Source organism: Bacteroides intestinalis DSM 17393 (assembly GCF_000172175.1).
GTDB classification, from domain to species: Bacteria; Bacteroidota; Bacteroidia; order Bacteroidales; family Bacteroidaceae; genus Bacteroides; species Bacteroides intestinalis.
This window is the reverse complement of the sequence record NZ_ABJL02000008.1, coordinates 771,979-798,733: the sequence shown is the minus strand read 5'-3', so window position 1 is coordinate 798,733 and position 26,755 is coordinate 771,979. Positions and strand designations below refer to the sequence as shown.

General features: G+C 40.8%; 21 protein-coding genes, 1 tRNA gene and 2 pseudogenes. 19 read left to right on the top strand and 5 right to left on the bottom strand.

The features are described from left to right. Positions 1–5 precede the first annotated feature (5 nt). From cysC to rplT, 16 genes are all read left to right on the top strand, one after another. Positions 6–611 (top strand): adenylyl-sulfate kinase, encoded by a 606-nt coding sequence (gene cysC, locus BACINT_RS12865; RefSeq protein WP_007663805.1) that lies wholly within the window; start codon positions 6–8, stop codon positions 609–611. Between the two features lie 10 nt (positions 612–621). Continuing rightward, positions 622–1,530, top strand: coding sequence for a sulfate adenylyltransferase subunit CysD (gene cysD / locus BACINT_RS12860; protein ID WP_007663801.1), 909 nt, complete (start codon positions 622–624; stop codon positions 1,528–1,530). A 117-nt stretch (positions 1,531–1,647) separates the two neighbouring features. Then, positions 1,648–3,111, top strand: a complete 1,464-nt coding sequence (gene cysN, locus BACINT_RS12855) for a sulfate adenylyltransferase subunit CysN (protein ID WP_007663798.1) — start codon at positions 1,648–1,650, stop codon at positions 3,109–3,111. A gap of 39 nt (positions 3,112–3,150) precedes the next feature. Continuing rightward, positions 3,151–4,257: a sulfotransferase family protein gene (locus tag BACINT_RS12850; RefSeq protein WP_007663795.1), complete on the top strand. Its 1,107-nt coding sequence runs from the start codon at positions 3,151–3,153 to the stop codon at positions 4,255–4,257. A gap of 16 nt (positions 4,258–4,273) precedes the next feature. Beyond that, positions 4,274–5,254 carry a PCMD domain-containing protein gene (locus BACINT_RS12845; protein ID WP_007663779.1) on the top strand — a complete coding sequence of 327 codons (981 nt, stop codon included), beginning with the start codon at positions 4,274–4,276 and terminating at the stop codon, positions 5,252–5,254. A 212-nt stretch (positions 5,255–5,466) separates the two neighbouring features. After that, entirely contained in the window at positions 5,467–6,711 is a 1,245-nt protein-coding gene (locus tag BACINT_RS12840; protein WP_021967786.1) for a YjbH domain-containing protein, read from the top strand. 12 nt (positions 6,712–6,723) lie between these two features. Then, entirely contained in the window at positions 6,724–7,632 is a 909-nt protein-coding gene (locus BACINT_RS12835) for a DUF3869 domain-containing protein (protein WP_007663757.1), read from the top strand. Positions 7,633–7,681: 49 nt separating this feature from the next. Next, a complete protein-coding gene (locus BACINT_RS12830) occupies positions 7,682–8,839 on the top strand; it encodes an OmpA family protein (protein ID WP_007663755.1) in 1,158 nt (385 codons plus the stop codon). An 86-nt stretch (positions 8,840–8,925) separates the two neighbouring features. After that, the gene (locus BACINT_RS12825) at positions 8,926–9,672 is read left to right on the top strand and encodes a YjbH domain-containing protein (RefSeq protein ID WP_007663745.1); all 747 of its coding nucleotides are present in this window, start codon (positions 8,926–8,928) and stop codon (positions 9,670–9,672) included. A gap of 269 nt (positions 9,673–9,941) precedes the next feature. Beyond that, positions 9,942–10,364 carry a Holliday junction resolvase RuvX gene (gene ruvX, locus BACINT_RS12820; RefSeq protein ID WP_007663744.1) on the top strand — a complete coding sequence of 141 codons (423 nt, stop codon included), beginning with the start codon at positions 9,942–9,944 and terminating at the stop codon, positions 10,362–10,364. A 55-nt stretch (positions 10,365–10,419) separates the two neighbouring features. Beyond that, entirely contained in the window at positions 10,420–10,974 is a 555-nt protein-coding gene (gene def / locus BACINT_RS12815; RefSeq protein WP_007663743.1) for a peptide deformylase, read from the top strand. Positions 10,975–11,090: 116 nt separating this feature from the next. Next, positions 11,091–13,127 carry a tetratricopeptide repeat protein gene (locus BACINT_RS12810; RefSeq protein ID WP_007663742.1) on the top strand — a complete coding sequence of 679 codons (2,037 nt, stop codon included), beginning with the start codon at positions 11,091–11,093 and terminating at the stop codon, positions 13,125–13,127. 78 nt (positions 13,128–13,205) lie between these two features. After that, a complete protein-coding gene (gene thrS / locus BACINT_RS12805) occupies positions 13,206–15,146 on the top strand; it encodes a threonine--tRNA ligase (RefSeq protein WP_007663740.1) in 1,941 nt (646 codons plus the stop codon). 121 nt (positions 15,147–15,267) lie between these two features. Further along, entirely contained in the window at positions 15,268–15,864 is a 597-nt protein-coding gene (gene infC / locus BACINT_RS12800; protein ID WP_007663738.1) for a translation initiation factor IF-3, read from the top strand. A 67-nt stretch (positions 15,865–15,931) separates the two neighbouring features. Beyond that, positions 15,932–16,129, top strand: a complete 198-nt coding sequence (gene rpmI / locus BACINT_RS12795) for a 50S ribosomal protein L35 (protein ID WP_007214084.1) — start codon at positions 15,932–15,934, stop codon at positions 16,127–16,129. A gap of 97 nt (positions 16,130–16,226) precedes the next feature. Further along, the gene (gene rplT / locus BACINT_RS12790; protein WP_007214085.1) at positions 16,227–16,577 is read left to right on the top strand and encodes a 50S ribosomal protein L20; all 351 of its coding nucleotides are present in this window, start codon (positions 16,227–16,229) and stop codon (positions 16,575–16,577) included. Positions 16,578–17,480: 903 nt separating this feature from the next. Here rplT and BACINT_RS12785 read toward each other — a convergent pair. The 5 genes from BACINT_RS12785 to BACINT_RS12765 all read right to left on the bottom strand — a co-directional run bounded on the left by BACINT_RS12785 (position 17,481) and on the right by BACINT_RS12765 (position 22,284). Further along, positions 17,481–18,788: a phenylacetate--CoA ligase gene (locus BACINT_RS12785; RefSeq protein ID WP_007663724.1), complete on the bottom strand. Its 1,308-nt coding sequence runs from the start codon at positions 18,786–18,788 to the stop codon at positions 17,481–17,483. Between the two features lie 22 nt (positions 18,789–18,810). Then, positions 18,811–19,392, bottom strand: a complete 582-nt coding sequence (locus BACINT_RS12780; protein WP_007663722.1) for an indolepyruvate oxidoreductase subunit beta — start codon at positions 19,390–19,392, stop codon at positions 18,811–18,813. Between the two features lie 4 nt (positions 19,393–19,396). Beyond that, entirely contained in the window at positions 19,397–20,989 is a 1,593-nt protein-coding gene (locus tag BACINT_RS12775; RefSeq protein ID WP_007663720.1) for a thiamine pyrophosphate-dependent enzyme, read from the bottom strand. A 98-nt stretch (positions 20,990–21,087) separates the two neighbouring features. After that, the gene (mltG, locus tag BACINT_RS12770) at positions 21,088–22,125 is read right to left on the bottom strand and encodes an endolytic transglycosylase MltG (protein WP_007663718.1); all 1,038 of its coding nucleotides are present in this window, start codon (positions 22,123–22,125) and stop codon (positions 21,088–21,090) included. An 86-nt stretch (positions 22,126–22,211) separates the two neighbouring features. Continuing rightward, positions 22,212–22,284, bottom strand: a tRNA-Thr gene (locus BACINT_RS12765). A 201-nt stretch (positions 22,285–22,485) separates the two neighbouring features. Here BACINT_RS12765 and BACINT_RS12755 point away from each other — a divergent pair. From BACINT_RS12755 to BACINT_RS12750, 3 genes and pseudogenes are all read left to right on the top strand, one after another. Beyond that, positions 22,486–24,162, top strand: a complete 1,677-nt coding sequence (locus tag BACINT_RS12755; RefSeq protein ID WP_044155029.1) for a polysaccharide biosynthesis protein — start codon at positions 22,486–22,488, stop codon at positions 24,160–24,162. Between the two features lie 135 nt (positions 24,163–24,297). Then, positions 24,298–24,499 (top strand): annotated as a pseudogene (locus BACINT_RS24875) (hypothetical protein); the annotation flags it as partial. Positions 24,500–24,678: 179 nt separating this feature from the next. Continuing rightward, positions 24,679–26,748, top strand: a pseudogene (locus BACINT_RS12750) (SLBB domain-containing protein); the annotation flags it as partial. Positions 26,749–26,755: the final 7 nt, after the last annotated feature.

Here is a 26,755-nt window from a genome sequence, read left to right as displayed (position 1 = left end):
AGATTATGACAGATAATAATATATATCCGATTTTTGATCGGATGTTGTCGAGACAAGATAAAGAAGAGCTCCTTGGACAACATAGTATGATGATATGGTTTACCGGATTGAGTGGTTCCGGTAAGAGTACAATAGCTATTGCTTTGGAACGTGAATTGCACAAACGCGGATTGCTGTGCCGTATTCTGGACGGGGACAATATCCGTAGCGGCATTAATAATAATTTGGGCTTTACCGAAGCCGACCGTGTAGAGAATATCCGTCGTATAGCGGAAGTCTCTAAACTTTTTATTGATACAGGCATTATTACTATTGCTGCGTTTATAAGTCCTAACAATGATATTCGCGAAATGGCTGCCAATATCATTGGTCGGGAAAATTTTCTTGAAGTCTATGTTAGTACTCCTCTGGCCGAGTGTGAGCGCAGGGACGTGAAAGGCTTGTATGCCAAGGCGCGCCGGGGAGAGATTCAGAATTTTACCGGTATTTCTGCTCCGTTTGAGGCTCCTGCCCACCCGGCTTTGACTTTAGACACTTCAGTGCTCAGTCTGGAAGAGTCAGTCAACAAGTTGCTTGACCTTGTTTTATCAAAGATACAGATTAAAAAGTGATTATATAAAAATGGAAGAATATAAATTAAGCCATCTGAAAGAGCTCGAAGCAGAGTCTATTCATATTATCCGTGAAGTGGCTGCGGAATTTGAAAACCCAGTGATGCTTTATAGTATCGGAAAAGACTCTTCGGTGATGGTTCGCCTTGCTGAAAAGGCCTTTTATCCTGGCAAAGTCCCTTTTCCGTTGATGCATATCGATTCAAAATGGAAATTTAAAGAAATGATTCAGTTCCGTGACGAATATGCTAAGAAGTATGGGTGGAATCTGATTGTAGAGAGCAATATGGAAGCTTTCCATGCAGGAGTGGGACCATTTACGCATGGCAGTAAGGTGCATACGGACCTGATGAAGACAAAAGCTCTGCTGAGTGCTTTGGATAAGTATAAGTTTGATGCAGCTTTTGGCGGTGCACGCCGTGATGAAGAGAAGTCACGTGCAAAGGAACGTATCTTCTCTTTCCGTGATAAGTTCCACCAGTGGGACCCAAAAAATCAACGTCCTGAATTGTGGGATATTTATAACGCCCGGGTACATAAGGGAGAAAGTATTCGTGTGTTCCCTTTGAGCAATTGGACTGAGCTGGACATCTGGCAATATATCCGTTTGGAAAATATTCCTATTGTTCCGTTGTATTATGCGAAGGAACGTCCTTGTGTTACGATTGATGGTAATCTGATTATGGCGGATGATGATCGTTTGCCTGAAAAGTATCGGGATCAGATAGAAATGAAAATGGTCCGTTTCCGTACGTTAGGCTGTTGGCCGCTGACAGGTGCAGTGGAAAGCAATGCCGATACAATTGAAACGATTGTAGAAGAGATGATGACCACTACCAAGAGCGAACGTACTACCCGTGTAATCGACTTCGATCAGGAGGCCAGCATGGAGCAGAAAAAACGCGAGGGATACTTTTAGGAATTAAAAATTAAGAATTAAAAATTAAAACCTGAGGATTGGAATCTTAAACCTGACCTTTAGAACTTTAATGCTTAGGTTTACGAAGATAAAGGTGATAATTAAAAAATAGAAGTGATGGAGAATAACTCTAAACTAAATATCAAGGAGTTTCTGGATAAAGATGAACAGAAAGACTTGCTCCGTTTTCTGACTGCCGGTTCGGTAGATGATGGAAAATCAACGCTGATCGGGCGTTTGTTGTTTGATAGTAAGAAATTGTACGAGGACCAGTTGGATGCATTGGAACGCGATAGCAAACGAATGGGAAATGCCGGCGATCATATTGACTATGCGCTGTTGCTGGATGGCCTGAAAGCAGAACGCGAACAGGGTATTACGATTGATGTGGCTTATCGTTATTTCTCTACCAACAACCGTAAATTTATCATTGCCGATACTCCGGGACATGAACAATATACACGTAATATGATTACGGGCGGTTCCACGGCTAATCTGGCTATTATTTTGGTAGATGCCCGTACAGGGGTGATTACACAAACACGTCGTCACTCTTTCCTGGTTTCTTTGTTAGGTATCAAGCATGTGGTGCTTGCTGTCAACAAGATGGACCTGGTAGATTTTTCAGAGGACCGCTTCAATGAAATAGTTAAGGAATATAAGGAATTTATTGCTCCGTTGAACATTCCGGATGTAACTTGTATTCCGCTATCAGCCTTGGATGGTGATAATGTAGTCGTTAAGTCTGAGCGTACTCCGTGGTATGCCGGTATATCCTTGCTCGATTTTCTTGAAACAGTCCATATTGATAATGATCATAATCTGGCAGACTTCCGCTTCCCGGTACAATATGTGTTGCGGCCTAACCTCGATTTTCGTGGCTTCTGTGGTAAAGTAGCTTCAGGAATTGTGCGTAAAGGTGATGAAGTAGTTGCATTGCCTTCCGGTAAGAAATCACGTATTAAGAGCATTGTTACTTATGATGGTGAACTGGATTATGCTTTTCCGCCTCAGTCTGTGACTTTGACGCTGGAAGATGAGATAGACGTATCAAGAGGAGAAATGCTGGTACATCCTGATAACTTGCCGGTTGTCGATCGTAATTTCGAGGCTATGTTGGTATGGATGGATGAAGAACCGATGGATCTTAATAAATCATTTTTTATTAAGCAAACCACTAATCTGAGCCGTTCACGTATCAGTAATATCAAGTATAAGGTAGATGTCAATACGATGGAACAACTGTCGGTCGAGAATGGACAATTAACTACTGATAGCTTGCCCATGCAGTTGAATCAGATAGCGCGTGTTGTGCTGACTACGGCAAAAGAATTATTCTTTGACCCTTATCAAAAGAATAAAGCAACAGGAGCCTTCATTCTGATTGATCCGATAACTAACAATACCAGTGCTGTCGGTATGATTATCGATAGGGTAGAGGATAAAGACATGCATATTTCGGAAGATCTTCCTGTCTTGAATTTACCGAAGCTTGGCATTGCCCCCGAACACTATGAAATCATAGAGAAAGTAGTGAAAGATTTGGAGCGTCAGGGTATTGAAGTGAAAATCATTAAATAATTTACCATTTGTATCGTAAATTGTAAAATTGTAAATGATATGGGTTTACTCGAATTTAATAAACTTCCTATAAATACATTGGTTGGAGCCGATTGGAAGACATTTAATGCTATTACGAAAGGACGTGAGATAGATGCAGCATACAAAGGCAAGTACCGCTTGACTAAAGCCGTATGCCGCTTGCTTTCTACTCTGGCTCCTTTACAGAATGGACGTTATGAGAAGCGACTGGCATCTCAACCTTTGGAACATGATCCGGTATTCATCCTTGGCCATTGGCGTAGTGGAACAACCTTTGTGCATAATGTCTTTTCATGTGATAAACATTTTGGTTATAATACTACTTATCAGACCGTATTTCCGCATTTGATGATGTGGGGGCAGCCTTTCTTTAAGAAGAATATGAGTTGGTTGATGCCCGATAAGCGTCCTACGGATAATATGGAACTTGCTGTAGACCTGCCGCAGGAGGAAGAGTTTGCACTGGCAAATATGATGCCTTATACTTATTATAATTTCTGGTTCCTTCCTAAATATCAGCAGGAATATGCAGATAAATATCTGTTGTTTAATGATATCACGGAGAAAGAACTGAAAGTGTTTGAAGAGGTATTTGTCAAGTTGATTAAGATATCATTGTGGAATACACATGGAACGCAGTTCTTGAGTAAGAACCCGCCGCATACGGGGCGTGTGAAGGAACTTGTTAAGATGTTCCCCAATGCGAAGTTTGTTTATCTGATGCGTAATCCTTATACGGTATTTGAGAGTACCCGTAGTTTCTTCACGAATACGATTCAGCCGTTAAAGTTGCAAGACATCAGTAACGAGGAACTGGAAAATAATATCCTTTCTATTTATGCTAAGTTATACCATAAATATGAGGCGGATAAATCGTGCATCCCTGCCGGGAATCTGATTGAAGTTAAATTCGAAGATTTTGAGGCTGATGCTATGGGAATGACCGAAAAGATTTATCATGATTTGTCTATTCCCGGATTTGCAGAGGCACGCGGTGACATCGAGAAGTATGTAGGTGGAAAGAAAGGATATAAGAAGAATAAATATAAATATGATGATCGTACTGTGCAATTAGTACAGGATAACTGGAATTTTGCACTGGATCAGTGGAACTATGAACTTTAATTGAAAGGCTAATGAGATGATGCAGAAGAAAATTCGTATGTATGGTATGCTATCCGCTTTTTTATATTGCGGGATGGCATCTGCACAGCAGCAACAACAACAGCATACTGTGGAGATGATTCCATTCGGCAATATGGACCAGTGGGTAGACCGCCAGATTAAAGAGTCGGGTATTATCGGTGGCGCATTGAAGAATGTGTATGCTATCGGGCCGACTGCAACTATTCGTGAGAATAAGGCTTATAAGAATATGGGTGGATCACCGTGGGCGACTTCCAATGTGATGGCACGTGTGGCTGGTATTACTAAAACAAATACCTCTGTGTTTCCCGAAAAACGTGATGAAGGTTACTGCGCACGTATGGATACCCGTATGGAGAGTGTAAAGGTATTAGGAATCGTAGATATTACGGTGCTGGCTGCAGGTTCTATGTTTTTGGGTGAAGTACATGAGCCGATTAAGGGAACGAAGAATCCGCAGAAGATGTTGAATTCCGGTATTCCTTTCACGAAGAAACCGATCGCTGTTCAGTTTGACTATAAAGTTAAGATGTCTGATAGAGAGAAGCGTATCCGCGCTACAGGTTTCAGCCGTATTACGGATGTAGACGGTAAAGACTTTCCGGAAGTGAATTTATTCCTGCAGAAACGTTGGGAAGACAAGGATGGAAATATTTTTGCGAAGCGCATAGGTACAATGGTGGTACGTTATTATAATACAACTGATGACTGGCGTAACAATGTTACTTATTCAATCATGTACGGAGATATAACAGGTGATCCTGCCTATAAACCTCATATGATGCGTTTGCAAGTAGAAGAGCGTTATGCCATCAACAGTAAGGGAGAGAGTGTTCCCGTTAAAGAAGTGGCATGGGGAACGGAAGAAGATGTTCCTACTCATCTATTACTGCAATTTACTTCCAGTCATGGAGGTGCTTATATTGGTTCTCCTGGTAATTCACTTTGGGTTGATAATGTAAAGCTGGTATATTAATACCGTATGATGTAATAAAAGTGAACAATATCTGGCCTTTTGTCAATGCCTTTTATGTATTCTGTATAAACAATCCCGAGCTTCTCTAAGGACTTTTAGAGGAAAAGCTGTATTATTTTATATTTTCTAAAAAAAAACTTTGATATTATTAAAAATGTGTCTATTTTTGCAGCATATTTTGTATCGCGTAGATGCAAAAAAGGTTGAAAATGATGAGGTGTAAAAACTCTAACATAAGGAAGTGTCTAACTACTAAAACAATAGCACAATGTGCGGCGCTCTTTTTATTCTGTTTGATTCCTTTAAGGGGATTTTGTCAAACGGGGGAAAGTACTGTAAATGTTTTAGTAGAAATGGGATTTGAAAATGTGGGGTGGACGGAAGATGACAACGAACGTGTTTATGTCTTGCAGAATTCTGCATATCGTTTGCAGGGTGTCGGTATAAGCAAAGCGGTGGATGTTATTCAAAAGATAGGATTGCCGGAACAAAAAAAATGTCGGATAATCGTTTTAGATAATAATATACCTCAAATTTCTCTTTATTATCATCCTGTAAAGGGGGATACTGTGACTCAAGTCGAACGCAATGATTGGAAAGTTACCTATGAATTGGGTGAAGCGTGGCGGGAGGCACGGAAAATAAAGGTGAAAAATAGCTCTTTGTTTAAGGTGGATGTGTTGGTGTATCCTCAGTTAGCTTTCAGGAACTTGCTTCTTACGCAGATTTACCAGGTGTTGTTTGATCTTAGTCCGGCAGTGGAAGTGTCGTTGTGGAAAGGGATGAAGCTGACAGGGCAGTTAAAGATACCTGTTTATAATGATGGGTATGGAAGTTATGAGGATAAGATTCATCCGGGGCATTTGACGATATCCCAACGTTTTCGCTTGCCATACAATGTGTTTGGTAAAGTGACAGTGGGCTATTTTAATGCCGACCGGTATGGCGTGGATGCTGAATTCTTTCGTCCCTTTGCAGATGAAAGGTTTTCTGTCATGGCGCGGATGGGATGTACAGCTATTGGCTATTGGGACGGCTTTCGGTTTCATTATGATCCGAAAATGGGATTGACTTGGACGATAGGTGGAAGTTTTTATTGGCCACAGTATAACACATCGTTCAACTTGAAGGTTGAGCAATACTTGAAAGAGGACCGGGGAGTTAAGTTTGAAATGATTCGTCATTTCCGATATTGCTCCATTGGCTTTTATGCAATGAAAGCGAAATGGGCGAAGGCTAACGGGGGGTTCCGGTTTCAAGTGGCATTGCCGCCTTACAAGTATAAACGTTACAAAAAATGGCCAAGGATAAACACTTCTGCTAATATGGGACTTGTTTATAATGCTGGTAATGAACGGTATTATTATAAGGAATATAAAGCGGAAGCCAGTGACAACATAATGGAGAAAAATAGTTTTAACCCATATTTTATTAAGTCAGAATTGTTAAATTTTTAATTTATTATTGAGATGAAAAAGATTAAATTCTTAAACGGCATTGGTAGCATGTTTGCTTTTGCCGTAGTCGCTTTAGTAGGCTCTCTTCTTTTTACGTCGTGTGAAAAGGAAGATTTGAATGCGACATTTACAACAGAACCAGCAAAAGCTACCATTAATGTGAATGTAGTAGAATTTCCAAGTGGAGCAGCTGTGTCTGGTGTAACTATTAGTGCAGATAAAGGAGAGGTAAGTGGAATGGCAGTTACATTGAAAGCCGGTGCTGATGGTAGTATCGCTGCTCAGGATGTGGTGATTAGTGCTACTGCTCCTGCCGGTTATGAGGCTATCCAGTCTGTTACGGTTCATGTTAATGCTGTGAAAGCTGGTGGTGTGGCTACATACAATGCTACGCTGGTAGCTGTGAAGACTGCTACACCGGAAGAACCAGACCAAGTTGTGATTAAAGGTGTGAGAGAAGAAGGCCCTGCTCGCGTAAGCGAATTGCTTAATCCTACTCACAATCATGCAGGTAAGTCTTGGTGGGAAAATGCAAACGATTATATTTTGATTACTAAGGTAAGCTATAAACTGTATAACCAGCAGACAGCTGCAAAAGAAGGCGAAGTGAAAGATGTTGATGTTACAGATTTCATTGAAAGTTTGAAGTACAACTATACAAAAGATTCTGTGCTTGAAATGAAGATTTCTGCATGGAGCATTTATCGTGCTTGGTTTGAGGTTTACCCGGTTACCACTACTTATACAATTTCTTATAAGAACAGCGGAGAGATCTTAGGCATAATCAAAGCTGATGCTTTGAATGGTACTGCTGCACAGTATGAAGAAATGGCTCATCCTAGCCATTCACACGCTTACCAGCATGGTCATGGACATGGTGCAAGTGAAAATGCCGGTGGTGGTATTGTTTTGCCCGATTAATAGAGTGTTGTAGGTACGTTTAAATAAGAACAATAAAAAATATATAAAAATGAAAGCTAAATTCTTAACCTTGTCCATCTTATTGGCTGGTTCTTGTGTATTGGCTAATGCGCAAGAAAAGAAAAATTATTATACGAAGAAGGCTTCAGACAACATCTTTGTGGGTGTTGGTATTGGAGGCATGTCTGTTCTGAATGGCGGCTTGAATACTCCGACCATGAACTTCAATCTCCAGATTGGTAAATACATTACTCCGACTTGGGGGGTACGTGGTGAAGTGAGCGGTTTGTGGCAGAGTCTTGACAATCAAGACAATTCCTACTTCGATAAAGGCACAAATAGTGAGTATCACAAATATTGTAAAAAGTTTGGTGAAATCAACTTGGATGCTATGCTGAACCTGACAACTCTGTTTGGTGGTTACAACCCCAATCGTGTAGTCGATTTCTATCTGTTTGCGGGTCCTACAATGAACCTTTCTTCTAAAGGCACAGAATTTACAGGCGGTATGGTAGGCGATGCTTATCAACTGGCTGCAAACGATGATGTCAAGGCTCGTTTCGGTGCTACTGCAGGTTTGGGCTTGGGCTTCAACTTGAATCAGAAGCTGGCTTTGAATGTAGAAGGTCGTTTTGGGGTGACTCCCTCTATCTTTGGCGATGCAAGCGACTGTCGTAAGGCTGAGGCCACTGCCCGCGTAAATGTAGGTTTGACTTATACATTTGGTGGTAAGAAATTTGCGAAAGTTTCTGATATTGACGAAGATGCCATCAATGCTGAAATCAACCGCTACAGAAGTGAATTGGCTCAAGCTCAGGCTGATTTGGCAAACTGCAAGAACTCATTGGCTAACATGAAACCGGAAGTTAAGGAAGTTATCAAGGAAATCCAGACAGCTGGTCCTCGTGCTATCTTCTTTAAAATCGGTAGTGCTCGTTTGGATGATTATGGTAAGGTCAATATTCAGTTGGCTGCTAAGATTCTGAAGGCTAATCCGGATAAGAAATACAAGGTTGCAGGTTACTGTGATAAGGCTACAGGTAGCGCAGCATACAACCAGAAACTTTCAGAAAAACGTGCTCAGGTTGTTTACGATGCCTTGATTGCTGAAGGTGTAGACAAAGATCAACTTGAATTCGTAGGATTTGGTGGTACTGAAAATATGTTCAGCAAGAACTATCTGAACCGCGTAGTGATTCTTGAATAATATACTCTGTTAAAAACAGAAATACTAAAGAAGGCGCCTGATTTTCCAGGCGCCTTCTTTTTAATCTCTGATTGAATTTATCTGCAATGGTGAAATTTAAGTTGTGCTTTGTTGCTCTGCTTTGTTGTTTGGCTTTTCCTGTTTCTGCTCAACTTACGTATGGCACGACAGGATTGTTGCATGCACCTTCTGCTGAAATGCAGCGTGACAAGACGCTTATGATTGGCGGTAATTTTTTGAACAAAGAATTAACTCCTCCCACTTGGTATTATCATACGTACAATTATTTTCTGAATGTTACGATATTCCCCTGGATGGAGGTGGCCTACACCTGTACGCTTTTCAAGGCGGAAGCATTGGGCTTGGCTCCTTACGGATATTCTGGGTTTACCAATCAGGACAGGTATTTCTCGCTTCGATTGAGAGCGTTGAAGGAAGGGCAGTTCTGGAAATATATGCCTGCAGTGGTGTTTGGTACTTCCGACCCCTTTACTTCCACAAACAGTCAAATGGCTTCCACGGAAGGAAACGGTTATTACAGTCGTTTTTATGTTGCAGCGACAAAACATATTCCCTTGGGAAGGGAAGAAATAGGAGTGCATCTTTCTTATCTTTACAACAAGCGTAAGGAGTATAAGTTAAACGGAATGGCAGCGGGCATTACCTACAATCCCTCTTTTCATCCTCAATTACGACTGATTGTGGAATACGACTCAAAAGATTTTGCTTTTGGCGCCACTTATTGTTTGTTTAAGTACCTGCACTTTCAAGTGGAAATGCAGAAAATGCAATATTTCAGTGGTGGATTGACAGTTAATATTCATTTGAAATGATCAGTGTATAAAAAACGTGAAAGGGATGTTTGATGTTGTCAAACATCCCTTTTTCTGTATTGTGTAATCATTTAAAAATAATAGTATAAATAGGTGTTTTGTTTTTCCAGTAGGAGAATTTTTTTCCCAATAGGAGAAAAAAAATAGTAATTGCTGATAATAAAATGGGAGAAAAATAATCATTTATGTGCCAAGTTGTTTTTTTAAGCATTACTATATATAAGATTAACGGTAGATTTCAAATTTTAATCGTAATTTTGTAGCCCATTATGAGTAGAATATTAGCTATTGATTACGGTAAAAAGCGTACGGGAATAGCTGTCAGCGATACATTACAAATGATTGCTAACGGACTGACCACTGTGCCTACGCATGAGCTGCTGGCATTCATCCTTGATTATGTAGGAAAAGAACCGGTGGAACGTATTCTTGTAGGCTTGCCTAAACAGATGAATAATGAGGCTTCGGAAAACATGAAACGTATAGAACCTTTTGTCCGTTTGTTGAAGAAAAAGTTACCGGAAATGCCTGTTGAGTATGTTGACGAGCGCTTTACCTCAGTTTTGGCACATCGCACTATGCGGGAAGCCGGGCTGAAGAAGAAAGATCGCCAGAATAAGGCTTTGGTGGATGAGATCAGTGCAACTATTATTCTGCAAAGCTATTTGGAAAATAAACGTTTTATATTATAATAAAGGTATATATACTTATATATATTGATTTAGTAATTTGTAACTTAGAGAAAGAATGATTTTACCCATTTATGTATACGGTCAGCCCGTATTGAGAAAAGTGGCGGAAGATATTGCTCCCGACTATCCAAATTTGAAAGAGTTAATTGCGAATATGTTCGAAACGATGGATAATGCCGAAGGTGTAGGGCTTGCAGCACCGCAAGTAGGATTGCCTGTTCGTGTTGTAGTCGTTGATCTGGATGTATTATCAGAAGATTATCCTGAATATAAAGGTTTCCGGAAAGCATATATCAACCCCCATATCCTGGAAGTATCAGGTGAAGAAGTGTCTATGGAAGAAGGATGCCTGAGTCTTCCGGGTATTCATGAAGCTGTGAAGCGTGGTAATAAAATCCATGTAACGTATATGGATGAGGATATGGTAGAGCATGACGAAATTGTTGAGGGCTATCTGGCACGTGTGATGCAACATGAATTTGACCATTTAGAAGGAAAGATGTTTATTGATCATTTGTCTCCCTTGCGTAAGCAAATGATTAAGGGGAAACTGAATGCGATGCTGAAAGGAAAGGCTCATTGTACGTATAAAGTCAGGACTGTGAAATAAGCTAATCTTATAATAAGGTATAAAAGGCTCAAAAAATATAAAAAGTCTTCCGTTAATCCCGCCAAGTAAATGAAAAGCATTAAATTTGTTTCGTTTACAAGCATTTATAAGACAAGATGATAAAAAAGATACTGACGGCTTTCCTGTTGCTTCCTACGTTGCTGTGTGCGCAGATCAATACGGAGCGAGTGATGACAATCGCACGCAACGCGTTGTATTTTGAAGACTATGTGCTTTCTATCCAGTATTTTAACCAGGTAATTAACGCTAAGCCTTATTTATATGAGCCTTACTTCTTTCGCGGTTTGGCAAAAATCAATTTGGATGATTTTCAAGGTGCGGAAGCGGATTGCGATGCGGCTATCGATCGTAATCCTTTTGTAGTGGGTGCCTATCAGATACGTGGATTGGCCCGTATCCGGCAGAATAATTATAACGGTGCTATTGAAGATTATCAGACAGCTCTGAAATATGATCCGGAGAATCTTGTTCTGTGGCATAATCTTTCTCTTTGCCATATGCAGAAAGAGGATTATGATGCGGCCAAAGAAGATTTGGGGAAACTATTGAAGATAGCTCCCAAGTACACGCGTGCTTATCTGATGCGTGGCGAAGTGTCGTTGAAGCAAAAGGATACAATACAGGCTCTGAATGACTTTGAAACGGCAATCGATATGGACCGTTATGATCCCGATGGATGGAGCGCACGTGCTATTGTTCGTTTGCAACAGGGCAAGTATACAGATGCCGAAAGTGACTTGGATCAGGCCATTCATCTGAGTGCGAAGAATGCCGGTAATTATATCAATCGTGCATTGGCGCGTTTCCATCAGAATAATCTGAGAGGTGCCATGAGTGATTATGACCTGGCATTGGACATCGATCCCAATAACTTCCTGGGGCATTATAACCGTGGTTTGCTTCGTGCACAGGTAGGTGACGATAACCGGGCACTTGAAGACTTTGATTTTGTCCTGAAGGTGGAACCGGATAATATGATGGCAACTTTCAACCGTGGCTTGCTGCGTGCACAGACGGGTGATTATCGTGGTGCTATCAGTGACTATTCGAAGGTGATTGGCGAATATCCTAATTTTATGGCCGGATACTATCAGCGTGCCGAAGCCCGTAAGAAGATCGGTGACCGTAAGGGTGCCGAAGAGGATGAATTCAAAATCATGAAGATGCAGATAGACAAACGTAACGGGGTTACGACAAGTGATAAGGACGTTGCAGACAATAATCAGGATAACGAGGATACGAGCAAGACGCGTAAGAAATCCGATAAGAATATGGAGAATTACCGGAAAATCGTGATTGCTGATGACTCGGAAGAAGACCAGAAATATAAGAGCGACTACCGCGGTCGTGTTCAAGACCGGAACGTAGCCGTTAAGATGGAACCGATGTATGCATTGACATATTATGAGAAATCGAGTGAAGTGAAGCGCATTGTTCATTTCCATAAATATATTGAGGAGTTGAATCATGAGAAACTGTTCCCGAAACCATTGCGTATTACTAATATGGAAGCTCCGTTGACGGAAGAACAGGTGAAATTCCATTTTGCTCTGATCGATACCCATACTTCGGATATCGTATCCAATGATAGGGATGCAAAGAAACGTTTCCTGCGCGGACTTGATTTCTATCTGGTTCAGGACTTCGCCAGTTCTATAGATGACTTTACGCAGTCTATTTTGCTGGATGATAAATTCTTCCCGGCTTACTTCATGCGTTCGTTGGTGCGTTATAAGCAATTGGAATATAAGAAGGCGGAAGCCGGTCTGACCGAAGGTGTTCCCGGAGCTGCTGTTGATAGTAAGAATCAAGCGGAAGTAACTGCCTTGGATTATGATATTGTGAGAAAAGATTTGGATCATGTCATCCAATTGGCACCTGATTTTGTTTTCGGGTATTATAATCGTGCCAATGTGCTGTCTCTGTTGAAAGATTACCGTGGAGCATTGGTAGATTATGACAAGGCAATCGAACTGAATAAAGACTTTGCCGAAGCTTATTTCAACCGTGGGCTGACTCATATCTTCCTGGGCAATAACAAGCAGGGTATTACAGACCTGAGTAAAGCAGGAGAATTGGGTATTGTTTCTGCTTACAATATTATTAAGCGGTTTACCAATACTCGTGAATAACATTTTTTTGCTAAAAAATAAAATATCAAAAAGAATTAGCTATTTTTGCGTTCTGAAAATTGAAATATACACAACATTATGATAAAGATTACATTTCCAGACGGCTCCGTACGCGAATATAATGATGGAGTAACGGGACTGCAAATTGCAGAAAGTATCAGCTCTCGCCTGGCACAGGAAGTGCTGGCATGTGGCGTGAACGGTGAGATTTATGATTTGGGGCGTCCTATCAACGAGGATGCTGAGTTTGTTCTCTATAAATGGGAAGACGAGCAAGGTAAGCATGCATTCTGGCATACCAGTGCTCACTTGCTGGCGGAAGCCTTACAGGAATTATATCCGGGCATTCAGTTCGGTATTGGTCCTGCCATTGAAAACGGTTTCTACTATGATGTGGATCCGGGTGAGGCCACTATTAAAGAATCTGACCTTCCGGCTATTGAGGCTAAAATGGCAGAACTGGTAGCAAAGAAAGAAGCTGTTGTGAGAGAAAGTATTTCAAAAGCGGATGCATTGACAAAATTCGGTGATCGTGGAGAAACTTATAAATGTGAATTGATCTCTGAATTGGAGGATGGTCACATTACTACTTATACGCAAGGTGCTTTTACGGATTTGTGCCGTGGCCCGCACTTGATGACTACTGCGCCGATTAAGGCTATCAAATTGATGTCGGTAGCCGGTGCTTACTGGCGTGGACATGAAGACCGCAAGATGATGACGCGTATTTACGGTATCACTTTCCCAAAGAAAAAGATGCTGGATGAATATCTGGTTGTTCTGGAAGAAGCCAAGAAACGTGACCATCGCAAGATCGGTAGGGAAATGGATTTGTTCATGTTCTCTGATACGGTAGGTAAAGGTTTGCCTATGTGGTTGCCGAAAGGTACTGCATTGCGTCTGCGTTTGCAAGAATTCCTGCGCCGTATTCAGGCACGTTACGATTATCAGGAGGTTATTACTCCGCCGATTGGTAACAAGCTGCTGTATATAACTTCCGGTCACTATGCTAAATATGGTAAGGATTCATTCCAGCCTATTCATACACCCGAAGAAGGAGAGGAGTACTTCCTGAAACCGATGAACTGTCCTCACCACTGTATGATTTATAAAAATTCTCCGCGTTCATATAAGGATCTGCCTTTGCGCTTGGCTGAATTCGGTACGGTTTGCCGTTATGAGCAAAGTGGTGAATTGCACGGATTGACACGTGTACGTAGCTTTACACAGGATGATGCACATATTTTCTGCCGTCCCGACCAGGTGAAAGATGAATTCCTGCGCGTGATGGACATTATTTCTATTGTGTTCCGTTCTATGGAATTTGCCAATGTGGAAGCTCAGATTTCCTTGCGTGACAAAGTGAACCGTGAGAAGTACATCGGTAGCGATGAAAACTGGGAAAGAGCTGAGCAGGCTATCATCGAGGCTTGTGAGGAAAAAGGCTTGACTGCCAGAATTGAATATGGTGAGGCTGCTTTCTATGGTCCGAAGTTGGACTTCATGGTAAAAGATGCTATCGGTCGCCGTTGGCAGTTGGGTACCATTCAGGTGGATTATAACTTGCCGGAACGATTTGATCTGGAATATACCGGTGCTGATAACCAAAAACATCGTCCGGTGATGATACACCGTGCACCATTCGGTTCAATGGAGCGTTTCGTAGCTGTGCTTATCGAGCATACGGCAGGTAAGTTCCCATTGTGGCTGACACCTGAGCAGGTGGCTATTTTGCCTATCAGTGAGAAGTTTAATGATTATGCACAGGAAGTGAAAAAGTTCCTGAAGCAATATGATATCCGTGCAATTGTGGATGAACGCAATGAGAAGATAGGACGCAAGATTCGTGATAATGAATTGAAGCGTATTCCTTACATGCTGATTGTGGGTGAAAAAGAAGCAGAAAACAGAGAAGTTTCTGTCCGCAAGCAAGGGGAAGGCGATAAAGGCACTATGAAATTTGAAGAATTTGCTAAAATTTTGAACGAAGAAGTTCAGAATATGATAAATAAATGGTAACTTTGCGCCCACTTGTGAAAGCATAGCATAAATAATGTTCTAAAGATAGCTTTTACCTAATATAAAAAATAATAATTTGGGAGTAGTAAATAAGAAACAAACTGGAAATAGAGGTTATTTAATGAAAAATGACAGCTTAAAAGGGCAATACCGGATTAATGAACAAATCCGCGCCAAAGAAGTCCGCATAGTGGGCGATGAAGTAGAACCTAACGTATATCCGATAGCCCAGGCATTGAAGCTTGCCGAAGAGCGTGAGGTGGATCTCGTGGAAATCTCTCCAAACGCACAACCCCCTGTTTGTCGTGTCATCGATTACTCTAAATTTCTTTATCAGTTAAAGAAGCGTCAGAAAGAACAGAAGGCGAAACAGGTGAAGGTAAATGTGAAGGAGATTCGTTTCGGTCCTCAGACTGATGATCACGATTACAACTTCAAGTTGAAGCATGCTAAAGGTTTTTTGGAAGAAGGTGATAAGGTAAAGGCTTATGTGTTCTTTAAAGGTCGTTCCATCTTGTTTAAGGAGCAAGGAGAAGTGTTGCTGCTTCGTTTTGCCAATGACTTGGAAGACTATGCAAAAGTAGATCAGATGCCAGTACTGGAAGGAAAGAGAATGACTATTCAGCTTTCCCCGAAGAAGAAAGAGACGCCAAAGAAGCCTGCTGCACCGAAATCTGCAGATGCTCCGAAAGCAGCTCCGGCTGAATCAGAAGAATAAAAGAAATGAGTAACGCCACAGGTATAGTGCGTTGCCATATAATTTAAATAATTTAAAAATAAGTAAGATGCCAAAGATGAAGACTAACTCCGGTTCTAAAAAGAGATTTACTCTTACCGGAACAGGTAAAATCAAAAGAAAGCACGCTTTTCACAGTCACATTTTGACTAAGAAAACTAAGAAGCAAAAAAGAAACTTGTGCCATTCAACTACAGTTGACGTGACGAACGTAAGCCAAGTTAAGGAACTCTTAGCAATGAAGTAAAAAAGCGTACAAAGTATTTTAAAGTATTAACCGAATGCATTAGCTTTAAGTCCGTTGCGTGAAGTAATGGCGCTAACATTCAAAAATTAGTAAAACTATGCCAAGATCAGTAAATCACGTTGCTTCAAGAGCAAGAAGAAAGAAAATTTTGAAATTAACCAGAGGTTACTTTGGTGCAAGAAAGAACGTATGGACCGTTGCCAAGAATACTTGGGAGAAAGGTTTGACTTATGCGTTCCGCGACCGTAAGAACAAGAAAAGAAACTTCCGCGCTTTGTGGATTCAGCGTATCAACGCTGCAGCTCGTTTGGAAGGTATGTCTTATTCTAAGCTGATGGGTGCTTTGCACAAAGCAGGTATCGAAATCAACCGTAAAGTTTTGGCTGATTTAGCGATGAACCATCCGGAAGCTTTCAAGGCTATCGTAGCTAAAGCAAAGGCTGCTTAAGTTTATTTAGCAAATAGTTTACAAAGTGCTGATTACGAAGGAGTAATCGGCACTTTTTGCTTATAATAGGGAGGATATAATATAAAATGTCCTGTATGGAGGAAACAAAATCATGTTTTTCCTTGTTTCTTTGACAGAAACTTACTACATTTGTTGTAGAAAATATAGCCGCATTGATTGGATCGGGAAACTCATCAAACTATTATGAAATACCGAGACAAGCTTCGCTTCTCGATGGCGGGCCACGCCCTTCGGGGTAACTTTGAGTCGGTGGATTACAAAGAGGACGAGCGCTCAAATCATGTCATTCGGAGTTTCATCACATCATCGGTGCGGCTTTTTTATAAAGGGGAACGGTAATCTTGGTTGGTTACCGTTCCTTTTTCTTTGTACTTTCTACAATCCAAAGATTTCCGCTTAACCTCTATTAAGCGATGTCGTAACTCAAATATTGTCAATAGCAGATTTATATAATATTAACGGAAGTAGGTTAGGAGGCTGCTTTGAGGTAGTGATATGCAATAAAAGGACTTTCGTTTCTTTTGCCAGTGTTTGTTAGGTCAAATGCTACATCTCAGTGCTCTCAATGCCACACCTTAACAGGACAAATGCCACAGGTTGCAGACAGTGAAGTGTGGAGTTAAAGATGATGGACTGTGGCATTGTGCTTGTATAAGTGTGGGTTTGCAGTTGTGCAAGTGTAAGCTGACGGTTATATAAGCGTAAGCTTTTGGAGCCTGCTGCATGAGGGGCTAAAAAAACGGAGAAGCAAAAGCTTCCCCGTTTCTATATGGTGCGAAATATAATTCAGTGAAATAGTATCTATAAATGGATAGTACAAAGATACTGTATCAAAAAGGCGATGTCAAGTATTCCACTGATTATTTTGAAAAAAGGCTATTTTTATTGGTTTTGCCGCAGATCTTTCACTCTGACGGCTTTTCCTTCGCTTTGAGGTAATGAACCTTTCTTCACGAGTTTCAATCTGGGAGTAACAAGTATTTCGTCTTTCAGTTGACGGGTAATATCTTTACGTACCTTCTCCAGTTCAATGTAATTATCAGTAGAAAGATCGCTGAGTTCTACCTCTACAATCATTTCGTCCTGGTTGTTTACGGTCTCTAAGGTAATAAGATAGTTGCTACCTAATTGTGGGAATTGTACCAATACTTTTTCAACTTGCATTGGGAAGATATTTACTCCCTTAATGATAAACATATCATCGCTGCGTCCCTTGATACGGTCGATGCGGAGGTGCGTACGTCCGCAAGGACATTCTCCGGGAAGAATACGGGTAAGGTCACGGGTACGATAGCGTATAAGCGGCATCATTTCGCGATCAAGAGTGGTTAATACCAACTCGCCGATTTCTCCATCCGGAACGGGTTCTCCTGTTTCAGGATCGATTATTTCGACGAGGTAACAATCTTCCCAGAAATGCATGCCGTTTTGTTCCTGACATTCAAAAGCAACGCCGGGGCCATTCATTTCTGTCATACCGAAGCTGTTATAGGCTTTAACACCTAACATGCGTTCGATTTTCTTGCGCTGTTCGTCTGTATGGGGTTCTGCTCCGATAACAAGTGTTTTTAAACTGGTACTTGTCGGATCAATTCCTTCTTCCTGAATAACTTCTGCCAGGCGAATGGCATAACTTGGGATGGCATGGAGTGCGGTAGTCTTGAAATCTGTGATAAACTTGATCTGGCGCTTACTGTTTCCGGCTGCTGCAGGAACAGTCAGCGCGCCCAAGCGTTCAGCACCGTATTGGAAGCCTAATCCTCCGGTAAACATGCCATAGCCCGAACTGTTCTGGAAAACATCTGTTTTGCGTATACCTACAGTGTACAAGCAGCGTGCTACCAGATTGGCCCAAGAATCCAAGTCGTGTTGCGAGTGGACGATGACGGTAGGAGTACCGGTGGTTCCGCTTGATGAATGAATACGCACACCATCTTCTTGCATATTACCTGATACCATGCCGAATGGATAGCAGGCACGCATATCGGATTTCGTGGTAAAAGGTATTTTCCGTATATCATCCAGATTTTGGATGTCGTCAGCTGTGATGTTATGTTCTTGAAATACTTTTTTATAGTACGGTGAGTTAGCCGCAATCTTTATCGTTTTTTTGAGTCGTTGAAGTTGCAATTCTTGCAACTTCTCACGACTCATGGTTTCTATTTCTTCTTCCCAGTATTTGTTATTCATGGCGGTGTATTTTTGAGGGATCTTACATTAATTTCTCAGCAATTTCCTTTCCGGCTGCGAGTGCTTTAAGATTCATTTCCACTATAGCTTCACCTTTACGTTCGAAGATTTCGCAGATACTGGTCTGTATTTTCTCATAATCGATGCCGAGGAATGGGGTGGTGGCTCCCAGTAAAACAATATTTGCTACACGGATGGAACCTATTTCTTTGGCTACTTTGTCTACATTAAGAATGATCTTGTGAGGTAGTTTATCTAATTCCGCTCTTACGTCAGCTTCTGCCGGATAGTTGGGGATATTAATAAACGGTGTTTCGTTGGTCACCAGCCAGCCCTCAGGACTTAAGAAAGGAAGATAACGTAATCCTTCCATCGGTTCAAGTGAAATAATCAGATCGCATTTACCGGAAGGAATAAGATCGGAAGCGATAGGCTGATCGCTTATGCGCAAATTGGATTGTACATCGCCGCCACGTTGGCTCATGCCATGTACTTCCGCCTGTTTCATATATAGTCCGTCTTTAAGGGCGGCTTTACCGATTACAGTGGCGATAGAGAGGATACCTTGTCCGCCTACGCCGGAAAGTATAATATCTTTTTTCATGGTTTTACTTGTTTCGTTTTTTACGTGCTAAGGTTTGAATACATTCTCTGCGTGGAATGATAACGGATACACCGCGATATTCGATTTCTTCACGGATAATCTGCTTCATCTCTTCATAATTCTTTTTCAAGGGAACTACTACACGGATATGTTCGGGGGCTACGCCAATGCCGGCACAGATAGCCTCAATACGTCCTGTTCCGGCCGAATCCTGGCCGCCTGTCATTGCAGTCGTTTCATTGTCTGAAATGACAATGGTAACATTTGCATTCTCATTGACGCAATCCAAAAGTCCTGTCATGCCGGAATGTGTGAAGGTGGAGTCGCCAATCACTGCTACTGCCGGATGAAGTCCGCCATCCGAGGCTCCTTTAGCCATGGTAATAGATGCACCCATATCTACACATGAATTGATAGCATTAAATGGTGCATTGGCTCCTAAAGTATAACAGCCGATATCGCTGAATACTTTATGTGTCGGATATTCTTCTTTCAGAACCTGGGTGAGTGTAGTGTACATATCACGATGGCCACAACCTTCACATAGTGCGGGTGGACGCATTTCTACGAGCGAAGGAATACCAAACTCTGACTTGTTTTCTTTTCCCACAGCACGTGCCACCTTATCCGGATTTAATTCACCGTCTTGTGATAATGTGCCATCTAAGCGTCCTTTTACTTTTACGCCGATACCAAGATAACCTTTAAGTTGTTTTTCTACGAAAGGTTGTCCGTCTTCCAATACCAGAATCTCATCACAGGTTTCTACCAATTGTAGGAGCTGTTTCTTAGGTAATGGGTATTGGCCAATTTTCAATACGGGGTATTCGCAACCATCAGGATAGTTTTCCATCAGATAATTGTAGCCGATTCCACACGCTATGATACCTAACTTCTTATTAGGACCATCGGTATACTTATTATAAGAAGAGTTTTCAGATGCTTCAATAAATTCGGCTTGACGTTCTAATAAAACCTTATAGCGCTTGCGGGCGTTACCTGGCAACAAGATGAACTGGCGAGGGTCTTCACTGAATGACATTTGGTTTTGGGGTTGTTGCGGTTTTTGTTCTACACCGGAACGGGAGTGTGCCAGGCGGGTGACCATACGCATCAATACCGGTTCGCCAATCTTTTCAGAAAATGCGAATCCATTGTAAACCATATCATATGCTTCCTGCTGATTGCTTGGTTCGTACATGGGGATCAATGAGAAATCACCATAAAAACGGCTATCTTGTTCGTTCTGTGAGGAGTGCATGCTGGGGTCATCCGCAGCTACTACAATTAATCCACCTTTTACACCTGTAACAGCTGAATTGATAAAACAGTCGGCAGCTACGTTCATGCCTACATGTTTCATGCAGACTAATGCTCGTTTACCGACAAATGACATACCTAGTGCAGCTTCCATGGCTGTCTTCTCATTGGAGGCCCAACGGCTATGGATATTCTGTTCAGTCGTAATAGGCGCCATTTGAATGTATTCTGTAATTTCTGTGGAAGGAGTACCGGGGTAGGCGTAAACACCTGAGAGTCCGGCATCTAATGCAGCTTGTGCAATGGCTTCATCGCCAAGTAAGAGTTGCTTGCTCATATCTGATTATTTTAATGTTAGTCATGATTATTAAAAAAGGAAATAATCTGCGTTTTTCACTCGCAAATATAGGCTTTTGCTTTTATTTTATCATGATTTTACTTGAAAATCTTTCTTTCGTTTAAAGCATTCCAATATTTTCTGGCATTTTTCATGTGATCAGCATAATTGGAAGCAAAATTGTGAGTACCTGAGAAATCTTCTTTTGCACACATGTAAATGTAGTCGTGCTTGGCATAGTTTAGTACTGCATCGATACCTATAGGTGAAGGTATACGTATGGGACCCGGAGGCAGGCCTGCATTTAAATATGTATTGTAGGGTGAGTTGACATTCAAATGTTCATTGGTTATTCTTCTTAAACCAAAGTCCTGGAGGGCAAACTTTATTGTTGGATCTGCTTGTAATGGCATACCTTTGTGTAAACGGTTAATATAGAGTCCGGCAACCATTGGTTTTTCCTCGTTGTTGTTGGTTTCCTCTTCGACAATAGAGGCCAGGGTAGAAACTTCTTCCGGTGTCATTCCGATAGATTCAGCTTTAGCCAATCGTTGCTGGTTCCAGAATTTTTCATGTTCTTTCTGCATACGCTCGAAAAATTCGTCTACACTCATATCCCAGTAAACTTGGTATGTTTCCGGAATGAATAGACTGGACATTGTTTCTTTTTTATATCCCATTCGCTTCTGGAATATAGTGTCATTCATTACAGTAGCAATTTCTGTAGAGTCGATCATTAACTGCTTACCAATACTGCGGGCAAGTCTGTCTAAAGTGCGTACGTTGCTGACAGTAAGATTGATAGGTTCCTGATATCCTCGGTATAAACGGCTGAAGACATGATACACATTTTCTCCCGGGCGGATGGCATAGCGTCCGGTGTGGATAGTCGAATCATAATTACGCCATCGGGTCATCCAGAGAAAACCTGTGAAACTTTTCGGGTGTCCCTGTATTTTTACTTTATTATATATGGAGTCTATTGTATCGTCTTTGTCGATATAAATATAAGTAGTCTTTGGGGGATGAAATTGTGGGTAGAATATATAATAATAGAATGTTCCGGCACAAGCTACGCCTATAAGGAACAGGGTTACCAATCCTCCTATGAGAATTTTTTTTGTCTTCTTTTTCATCTGTTTCTGAAGTTGTTTTAGTCTGGCAAAGGTAAGAAGAATCTATGAAATAAAAAAAGAGATGCATAAGCATCTCTCTCTTTCTGAGCCGCTAGCCAGACTTGAACTGGCGACCTACGCGTTACGAATGCGTTGCTCTACCAACTGAGCTATAGCGGCAACGTTTTTTTGTTTTTACGGGGTGCAAATTTACAGCTTTCTTCGAAACTACGAAAAGAAAAGAAGGTTTTTTTGAAAAAATCTTTCCTAAAGCTGTTTTTGAGGTCTGTTCTGTCATTTTCCTTCTAAAAAAATTGTTTTATCAATATAAAAAATACATCTTTGCAAAAGTGTATATCAACCTAAGATCTGACAATAATTATGAACCTAAAAGTTTATTATAGAAATCTTTCATCCCGCATTGCATCTAAATGGACGATTTTGGCTATTGATATCTGCTTGGTTGTGATTTCTATGCTTTTAGCATGCATACTTCAATTGGGAGTTTCTTCTATAATATATAAGGTGTCATTATATATATGGATGATTTTATTCTCGCTTTCTTGTAATCTGTGTTTCTTTTCTGTCTTCCATATCTATGTTGGAGTTATTCGTTTCTCTTCGTTTGTGGATATTTACAGAGTGTTTATATCTCTTACAATAAGCTATGGTTTATTGGGTATTGGTAATTTTTGTTGGTCGGCTTTTGGATTTGGAGAAACATTACCGAATGGGATTGTCTTTATAGCATATATTCTCAATTTTACTTTTATGGTATGTCTGCGCATTTTAGTGAAAATGCTGCATGAGGCTTTGTCTTTTGATGACCGGCACTGCGTAAATGTATTTATTTACGGCTTTCGTGGGACAGGAGTAAATATAGCTAAATCGATGCGGGTCAGTCGAAATAATCATTATCGTGTATGTGGCTTTATTTCAGATGAACCTTGGATGATAGGTAAGCATACGATGGGGTGTAGGGTTTATGCTAATAATAATAAGTTGTTTGAGCATTTGAAAAGAAAGAATGTACAAACGGTTGTCGTGGCACCGGATAAGCTGGTAGATTTGGAATCATCCGGTGTAATGGAGCGAATGTTGGCCCAAAATATTCATGTAATGACAGTACCACCCTTAAGTAACTGTTTGGATGACGGGATTATAAAAGATATTCATATAGAGGACTGGCTTCGTCGTGAGCCTATCCAGGCTGATATCCGAAAGATTGCTGCTTATATTGAAGGGCACCGGATATTGGTGACTGGTGCTGCAGGTGCTGTGGGACGTGAAATTGTTCATCAGTTGGCGGCTCTGAATCCTTATCAATTGATATTAGTTGATCAGGCTGAATCTCCTTTGTATGATGTTCAATTGGAATTATCAGATCATTGGAAGAACCTTGAAGTAAAGGTCCTGGTAGCGGATGTTGCTAATCGTAGTAGGATGGAAGCTATATTTAAACAGTATATACCACAGTTGGTCTTTCATGCAGCGGCTTATAAAAATATTTCTATGTTGGAGGATTATGCTGCTGAAGCGTTGCAGGTTAATGTTCTGGGCACTAAAAATATTGCAGATTTGGCAGTTAAATATAAGGTGTATAAATGTATGATGATTTCTACGAATCATGCTCTGTCACCAGTTCATGTAATGGGATACAGTAAGCGTTTGGCTGAAATCTATATGCGGGGACTTTCGCAAAAAATCAGGCAAGAGGAACTTACTGCTAAATTATTTGTAGTCCGTTTTGCGGATGTATATCCGGAGGCTCCCCGTAGTTTGATGACCTTACCGGAAGCTTGCCTACTGATATTGGAAGCAGGAAATCTTGGTGAAAATGGAGGTATATATGTCTTTGAGGATGAATCGGCGGAGGAAACTGAAGCTACATGTTATGACAAAGTGAGGAGAAGCAGGGAAGATATTGCAGGAGTTGATAAGGTCTGTAAACAGATTGATTCTTTAGTTGAAAAATACGAATCGGGTGAGCCTCTGACAATAATTAACGAAATGAAAAAAATAATTTCATGTATTGCTGAACATCCGGTAGAGGTCTGAGCTCTTGATAGAGACGGTTTTAAATTCTTTTTCCAAAATTTAGATGTAAAATAAATGGGCGTTATAAAATAATATGCTACCTTTGTGCCCGATTTATATTAATTGTAGGAATTCTAAAGATTAATCAAATATCTTATGCGCAGATTAATAACACTATTCTTTTTAATTTTCGTCCTTTCTGGAGTGGTTATGGCCCAGCAGATGTCGGATGATCAGGTTATTCAATACGTAAAGGAAGCAAATAAAAGTGGAAAAAGTCAGAAGCAGATAACCACTGAACTATTGCGTAGAGGGGTGACCAAAGAGCAAGTTAGCAGGATACAACAGAAATATTCGGAAAGTAATACTGTAAGTAATAAATCCAATGAAATGCCTTCTCAATTGCGTCAACGTACTTTAGTTGATGATGGGGGAGGACAGAGAAGAACTACTGATTATTCGGAAGTGGGAATGCTTGATGAGACTGTAGGGGGGAGAGTAGATAATAGGGCTGATAATACTGCTACTACAGATAATGCTTCTCAAATTTTTGGTCATGATGTATTTACAAACCGGAATTTAACGTTTGAACCGAGTATTAACCTGGCTACTCCGGTGGACTATCGTTTAGGACCTGGCGATGAGGTTATTATTGATGTTTGGGGTGCTTCGGAGAATACAATTCGCCAAAGTATTTCACCTGAAGGAACTATTCAGGTGAGTGGGTTGGGACCTGTTCAATTAAGTGGTATGACTGTAAAAGATGCCAATGCATATTTGCAACGTGAATTTTCAAAAATATACTCAGGAATATCAGGAAGTGAACCTACCTCTCAAATAAAGCTGACTTTAGGGGATATCCGGACTATACAGATTAATATAATGGGTGAAGTTGCTGTTCCTGGAACATATACATTATCCTCTTTTTCCTCTGTTTTCCATGCTTTGTATCGTGCTGGCGGTGTTAATAAAATTGGTAGTCTGCGTAGTATTAAGGTAGTTCGCAATGGTAAAACGATTGCTGATCTGGATGTTTATGATTACCTTATGAAGGGTAAGATGAAAGATGATATCCGTCTTCAGGAAGGAGATGTAATTATAGTTAACCCTTATGAATCTTTGGTGCGAATAGCTGGTAAGGTAAAGCGTCCGATGTTCTATGAAATGAAGCCAACAGAGACTGTTGCTACTATTTTGAATTATGCCGGTGGCTTTACTGGAGATGCTTACAAAAAGGCAGTTCGTATTATTCGTAAAAGTGGTCGCGAACATCAGGTATATAATGTAGACGAAATGGATTACTCTGTTTTCCGTTTGGATGACGGTGACTCCATTTCTGTAGATGCCGTATTGAAGCGTTTTGAGAATCGCGTAGAAATTCGTGGTGCTGTTTATCGCTCCGGTTTATATGAATTGAGTGGGACAGTAAATACTGTAAAGCAATTAATAAAGAAAGCTGAGGGATTAAGAGGTGATGCATTTTTGAATCGTGCACTTTTAGATCGTGAGAATGAAGATTTGTCTCATGAAGTAATTGCTGTGGATTTAGGCGGTTTGCTTAAAGGAACTGTAGCTGACATACCATTGCAGAAAAATGATATTTTATATATACCAAGCATTCATGACCTGAAAGAGGAGGAGACTATCTCTATTCATGGTGAAGTTGCAAGTCCGGGTACATTCCTCTTTTCTAAGAATATGACTATCGAAGATTTGTTGGTTCAGTCTGGTGGCTTATTGGAAGCAGCTGCAACAACAAAGGTTGATATTACCCGTCGTATTAAGGATCCGAAGAGCACTTCTTTTAGCAGTGTTTTAGGAAAGACTTATTCATTTGATATTAAAGACGGCTTAGTAGTAGGTGGAGAAGGAGATTTCCACTTGGAACCGTTTGATGAAGTATATGTTCGCAAGAGTCCTGCATATCGCAAGCAGCAGAATGTAGTTGTTGCAGGGGAAGTACTCTTCGGTGGCAATTATGCTTTAGTGAAGAAGAATGAGCGTTTGTCTGATTTGATTTCAAAAGCTGGTGGAATTACTCCGGATGCTTATGTAAAGGGGGCGCGTTTGATTCGTAAAATGACGGAAGAAGAACAACGCCGTCAGGCCGATGCTGTTCGGATGGCTCGAATGGGAGAAGGAAAAGACTCTATTTCTGTTGAGAAGCTGAACATATCAGACACTTATACTGTTGGTATTAATTTGGAGAAGGCTATCTCTAATCCAGGTAGTGATTTTGACTTGGTTTTGCGTGAAGGAGATGTTTTATTCATTCCTGAATATATTAATACGGTAAAAATTAGTGGAGCGGTTATGTATCCCAATACTGTATTGTATAAGCGTGGTGAAAGTTTACGTTATTACATCAATCAGGCAGGTGGTTATGGTAATCTGGCCAAGAAGAAAAAAGCCTATGTAGTATATATGAACGGTACGGTATCCCGTCTGAAATCTCGTGATAAAAAGGCTATAGAGCCTGGTTGTGAGATTATTGTTCCAAGCAAGGAAGAAAAGAAGCGGATGAGTACTGCTGAGATTTTAGGTATGGGTAGCACAACCGCCTCCATTGCTGCTATGATTGCAACCATGGTTAACCTCTTTAAGTAATAGAAGT